The 4,917-nt window shown below is 73.2% G+C and carries 7 protein-coding genes and 1 tRNA gene; 4 read left to right on the top strand and 4 right to left on the bottom strand.

The features are described 5' to 3' along the window. Positions 1–200: 200 nt before the first annotated feature. From C8054_RS31415 to C8054_RS31395, 4 genes are read right to left on the bottom strand one after another with little or no spacing between them, the layout of a single operon-like run. Positions 201–968 carry an energy-coupling factor ABC transporter ATP-binding protein gene (locus C8054_RS31415; RefSeq protein WP_107162773.1) on the bottom strand — a complete coding sequence of 256 codons (768 nt, stop codon included), beginning with the start codon at positions 966–968 and terminating at the stop codon, positions 201–203. After that, entirely contained in the window at positions 965–1,735 is a 771-nt protein-coding gene (gene cbiQ, locus C8054_RS31410; RefSeq protein ID WP_107162772.1) for a cobalt ECF transporter T component CbiQ, read from the bottom strand. The genes C8054_RS31415 and cbiQ overlap by 4 nt, the downstream gene beginning before the upstream one ends. Positions 1,736–1,751: 16 nt before the next feature. Next, complete coding sequence (locus C8054_RS31400) at positions 1,752–2,240, bottom strand: PDGLE domain-containing protein (RefSeq protein WP_233220262.1); 489 nt, start codon at positions 2,238–2,240, stop codon at positions 1,752–1,754. Beyond that, positions 2,237–2,959 carry an energy-coupling factor ABC transporter permease gene (locus C8054_RS31395; protein ID WP_107162771.1) on the bottom strand — a complete coding sequence of 241 codons (723 nt, stop codon included), beginning with the start codon at positions 2,957–2,959 and terminating at the stop codon, positions 2,237–2,239. Before C8054_RS31395 ends, C8054_RS31400 begins: the two co-directional genes overlap by 4 nt. A 124-nt stretch (positions 2,960–3,083) precedes the next feature. Between C8054_RS31395 and bcp the strand changes: the two genes are divergently transcribed. The 4 genes from bcp (at position 3,084) to C8054_RS31375 (ending at position 4,864) form a co-directional block, all read left to right on the top strand. Further along, complete coding sequence (gene bcp / locus C8054_RS31390; protein WP_107162775.1) at positions 3,084–3,554, top strand: thioredoxin-dependent thiol peroxidase; 471 nt, start codon at positions 3,084–3,086, stop codon at positions 3,552–3,554. A 31-nt stretch (positions 3,555–3,585) separates the two neighbouring features. After that, positions 3,586–4,182, top strand: coding sequence for an HNH endonuclease (locus C8054_RS31385; RefSeq protein WP_199199993.1), 597 nt, complete (start codon positions 3,586–3,588; stop codon positions 4,180–4,182). Continuing rightward, positions 4,173–4,250 (top strand) — tRNA-Leu (locus C8054_RS31380). The genes C8054_RS31385 and C8054_RS31380 overlap by 10 nt, the downstream gene beginning before the upstream one ends. An 89-nt stretch (positions 4,251–4,339) precedes the next feature. Continuing rightward, positions 4,340–4,864: a GNAT family N-acetyltransferase gene (locus tag C8054_RS31375; protein ID WP_107162770.1), complete on the top strand. Its 525-nt coding sequence runs from the start codon at positions 4,340–4,342 to the stop codon at positions 4,862–4,864. The last annotated feature ends 53 nt before the right edge of the window (positions 4,865–4,917 follow it).

Below are 4,917 nucleotides of genomic sequence, written 5' to 3'. Positions count from 1 at the left end.
CCTCCGCACCACCGCCCGCACCCCCCCCCGCCCCGCTCACCCCCACGCACCCCCACCCCCCTGACCCGCCTCACCCCACCCCGGCCCGGCCCGGCCCGGCGATCTTGCAGTTGCGGCCCCCGTCGCGCGGCTTTCGTCCTCTTTGCCGGGGCGGAAAGTGCAAGATCGCCGAGGGTTCGGGGGCGAGGGCGAGGGCGGGGTCAGGGGCGGGGGAGGGGCGGGGTGAAGCCGTAGGGGAGTTCGAGGCGGTGCTGCGCCAGCAGGGCGGCGTCCGCAAGGAGGTCATTGGTGGGGGCGTCGGCCACGATCCGGCCGCCGTCCAGGATCACCGCGCGGGGGCACAACTCGGCCGCGTACGGCAGGTCGTGCGTGACCATCAGCAGCGTCACCGGCAGGGCGCGCAGGATCTCCGCCAGCTCCCGACGGGCCGCCGGGTCGAGGTTCGACGACGGCTCGTCCAGCACCAGGATCTCCGGCCGCATCGCGAGCACGGTGGCCACCGCCACCCGCCGCCGCTGCCCGAACGACAGGTGGTGCGGCGCCCGGTCCCGGTGCTCGGCCATGCCCACCGCCGCCAGGGACTCGTCGACCCGTTCCGCCAGCTCGGCCCCGCGCAACCCCAGGTTGGCCGGGCCGAACGCGACGTCCTCCGCCACCGTGGGCAGGAAGAGCTGGTCGTCCGGGTCCTGGAAGACGATGCCGACCCGGCGGCGCACCTCGGCCAGCGTGCCCCGGTCGCGGGAGACGGTCAGGCCGCCCACCTCGACCGTGCCCTCGGTCGGGGTGAGGATGCCGTTGAGGTGCAGCACCAGCGTGGTCTTGCCGGCGCCGTTCGGCCCGAGCAGCGCCACCCGGTCGCCGCGCGGCACGGTCAGGTCCACCCCGTGCAGGGCGACGTGACCATCCGGGTACGCGTACCGGACGCCACGGACGTCCAGGGAGGGCGGCGGCTGCACGTACCCGATCATTGCAGGACGAGCGCGGCGGCGGCGATGGAGGCCGCGATCGCCGGGACCGTCGCGGCGACCGCCCACTGCCCGGCGGTGGCCGCGCCGGCTCCCTGCCACACCGCCGGCATCCGGCCGGTGTAGCCGCGCGAGACCATCGCCAGGTAGACCCGCTCGCCGCGCTCGAACGCGCGCAGGAACAGCGCGCCGACGCCGGCCGCGAAGCCGCGCAACTGCCAGAGGAAGCGCGGGTCGTCGCCCCGGGACACCCGGGCCAGCCGCATCCGCCGGGCCTCGCCGACCAGCACCTCCAGGTAGCGCAACATGAACGTGGCGATCTGGGTGAGGATCTGCGGGCAGCGCAGCCGGTCCAGGCCGAGAATCAGGTCCCGGGTCGTCGTGGTCGCGGCCAGCAGGAGCGACGCGAGTACGCCGAGCGTGCCCTTGGCCAGGATGTTGAACGCGCCGTGCAGTCCGTCGACGGAGAGGCTCAGCCCGGCCACCCCGACCCGCTCACCGGTGCCGAGGAACGGCAACGCGAACGCGAACAGCACGAACGGCAGCTCGATCAGCGCCCGGCCGAGCAGCCAGCGCGGACCGACCCGGGCCAGCGCCGCCACGGCGACGACCAGCAGCGCGTACCCGCCGAACGCCCAGTACGCCTCCCGGGGCGTGGCCACCACCGCCACGGTGAACAGCACCATGGCGGTGATCTTCACCTCCGGTGGGAGGCGGTGTACCGGCGAGCCGGACTCGCGGTAGAGCACGTGCCCGTGCCCGGCGCCCATTCGTCGCTCCCCCGGCTCAGCGGGTGCCGGAGGGCTGCACGGTGGTCCCGCTGTCGCCGCCCGCAGCACCAGCGGTCGCCGGACCGCCGCTTGCCGGACCGCCGGTCGCCGGACCGCCGGTCGCCGGACCGCCGGTCGCCGGACCGCCGGTCGCCGGACCGCCGGTCGCCGGGTTGCGGCGGCGGGCCAGCCAGAACAGGCCACCGCCGAGCGCGAACGTGAGCAGCACGCCGAGCACGCCGGACAGGCCGGTGGAGAGGAAGTCGTTGCCGATCCCCCGGACGCCGTAGTCGGCCAGCGGGCTGTCCGCCAACTCGTGGTCCTTCGCCTGCTGGGCCGGGCAGCTACCGCCGGTGATCTCGTCGTCGGCGTTCACCGTGCAGCCCTTGAGCAGCGACGAGTCCAGCCCGTCCGGGTGGGACGAGGCGTAGTTGCTGACCACGCCGGCCAGCAGCAGGGCGATCAGCAGGCCACCGAGGAGGAACGGCCAGGAACGCTTGCTCATCGGGCACCTCCGGCGACCGGGACGGCGGGGGCCGGTACGGCCGGCTTCTTCAGCGCGCGCAACGCGTACACCAGATCGGGGCGGACCTTCGCGACGGTGACCACCGTGGTCGCGGTGATCAGGCCCTCGCCGATGCCGATCAGCAGGTGGGCGACGGCCATCGTGCCGGCCAGCCCGCCGAGGTTGCCGCCGAGGTCGGTGGTGCCGCCCAGCCAGTACTGGAGCACGAAGCCCTGGGACGCGACCACGACGCTGACCAGCGCGGACACGAACGCGGTGACCGCCAGCCCGGCCGGGGTGCGCGGCAGCACCCGCAGCAGCAGCGCGATCAGCAGGTACGCGGCGGCGGTGCCCAGGATCGCCATGTTGGTGATGTTGAGGCCGAGCATGGCCACCCCGCCGTCACCGAACACCAGGGCCTGCACGACCAGCACCACGGCGACGCAGAGCGCGCCCACCCACGGGCCGACCAGCAGCGCGGCGAGCGCGCCGCCGAGCAGGTGGCCGCTCACCCCGGCGGTGAAGATCGGGAAGTTGAGCATCTGCACGGCGAAGATGAACGCGGCCACCAGGCCGGCCATCGGCGCCAGCCGGTCGTCGAGGTCGGCCCGGCCGCGCAGCACGCAGAACGCGAGCGCGGCGAGCGCGAAGGCCGCGAAGATCGCGGCGACGGGACCGTCGATGATCCCGTTGGAGATGTGCATCGCCAGGGTTTCCACGGGCAGAGCCTATTTCCCGCGAGTCGCTGTTGCCAATCCCTTGCAACAAGCCATGGTGATGATCACCGGCCGGCCGCGCGTCGCCGCCCGCCTCCGGCCCACGCGCGGCGGTATCGTTCCCGCCATGACCGACCGCCTGAACCCCGGCGACCCCGCCCCCGACTTCGCGCTCCCCACCGACGACGGCGGGACGCTCTCCCTGGCCGACCTGCGTGGCCGCAAGGTCATCCTGTACGCGTACCCGGCGGCCATGACGCCCGGCTGCACGAAGCAGGCGTGCGACTTCCGCGACTCGCTCGCCTCGTTGCAGTCCGCCGGCTACCAGGTGGTCGGCATCTCCCCGGACAAGCCGGCGAAGCTGGCGAAGTTCCGCGAGCGGGACGCGATCACGTTCCCGTTGGTCGCCGACGAGGACAAGGCGGTGCTGACCGCGTACGGAGCGTACGGCGAGAAGCAGTCGTACGGGCGCACCGTCACCGGCGTGATCCGCTCCACGTTCGTCATCGACGCCGACGGCAAGATCGAGCGGGCGCTCTACAACGTCAAGGCCACCGGGCACGTCGCCAAGCTGCGCCGCGACCTCGGTCTCGACTGACGCTGTCGGAGGCCGCCGCTACCGTCGGCACGTGGTCCGCTACCGGTACTCCCCCGAGCTGCTGGCCGTGACCGCCGCGCAGGCGCACAGCGTCACCGAGGTCATGCGACTGCTCGGGGTGCGGATCAGCGGCGGGTCGCACGCGCACATCAGCCGGCAGCTCAAACGCTTCGGCATCGACACCTCACACTTCACCGGGCAGGCCCACAACAAGGGCGGGCGCGGTGCCCGCCTGCCGGTGACGGCGCTGCTCACGAACCGCCCGGAGGGCAGCCGCAGAGTCGCCGGCCATCGACTCAAGCGGGCGCTCCGCGCGATCGGCCTGCCGGAGGAGTGCGAGGCGTGCGGGATCGGTGCCACCTGGCAGGGTGCGCCGCTCACCCTGCACGTCGACCACATCAACGGCGACTTCTTGGACAACCGTCCACGCAACCTGCGGCTGCTCTGCCCGAACTGCCACAGCCAGACCGCCACGTACGCCGGCAACCGTAGGCCGGCGGTGCCGACGCCGGACGTGGTCTACGATCCGGAGGCTGTGACACCGACCGGCTTCCCGATCGGCAGGCGCCTGCGGCGTCGGCCAGAATGGCCGTGGAGGACGACGGTGTTCACCGTGAAGGGGTCGTAGCCCAATTGGCAGGAGGCATGCGGTTTAGGTCCGCACCAGTGCGGGTTCGAGTCCCGCCGGCCCTACCACCCGTTCACCGGTACCGTTCGGCACCGGCGGCTGTCAGGAAGGTCACGAACGCAGGTCCGGGCCGCGTCGTCACGCGCAGGATGGCGGCGTGGACCTGCGTTTCGTGCTCGACCCCGACCTGACCCCCGAACTGCGCGAACGGCTCGTCGACCTCTGGGTGGCGGCGACCAACGCCGGCGGCGCGGTCGGCTTCGTCGCCCCGGTGAGCGCCGGCGAGGTGCGCCCGTTCGCCGAGTCGACGCTCGCCGACGTCGCCGACGGACCGGACCGGCTGCTCGCCGGCTACCAGGGTGACCGGCTCGTCGCCGTCCTGGTCATCAGCGACAACCGCTTCCACCTCAAGACGCACTGGCGGGTGCTCAAGCGCGTCATGGTGCACCCCGACACCCAGGGACGCGGGTACGGCGCGGCGCTGATGCGCGAGGCCGAGCGGGTGGCCCGCTCGCTGGGCGTGGAGGCGCTGCACGTGACGGTCCGCGACGGGCTCGGCCTGGACCGCTTCTACCGCCGCCTCGGCTATCGCGAGGTCGGCCGCCTCCCCGCCGCCCTGCGCCTCGCCCCCACCGACTCCCGCGACGAGATCCTCATGTGGCGAGCCCTCCCCCTCCCCTGACCCCACCCACCACCCACCCGCCCCCGAAAAGGGCGCTGATTCACGGAAAGCGT

This window comes from Micromonospora sp. RP3T (assembly GCF_003027925.1).
Lineage (GTDB): Bacteria > Actinomycetota > Actinomycetes > Mycobacteriales > Micromonosporaceae > Micromonospora.
The sequence above is the reverse complement of the archived record's forward strand: the minus strand, read 5'-3'. Positions and strand labels throughout refer to the sequence as shown.

Coding starts and splice junctions, on each gene's coding strand:
- C8054_RS31400 (WP_233220262.1), bottom strand. CDS start 2,240: ATGAGCAAGCGTTCCTGGCCGTTCCTCCTCGGTGGCCTGCTGATCGCC.
- cbiQ (WP_107162772.1), bottom strand. CDS start 1,735: ATGGGCGCCGGGCACGGGCACGTGCTCTACCGCGAGTCCGGCTCGCCG.
- C8054_RS31415 (WP_107162773.1), bottom strand. CDS start 968: ATGATCGGGTACGTGCAGCCGCCGCCCTCCCTGGACGTCCGTGGCGTC.
- bcp (WP_107162775.1), top strand. CDS start 3,084: ATGACCGACCGCCTGAACCCCGGCGACCCCGCCCCCGACTTCGCGCTC.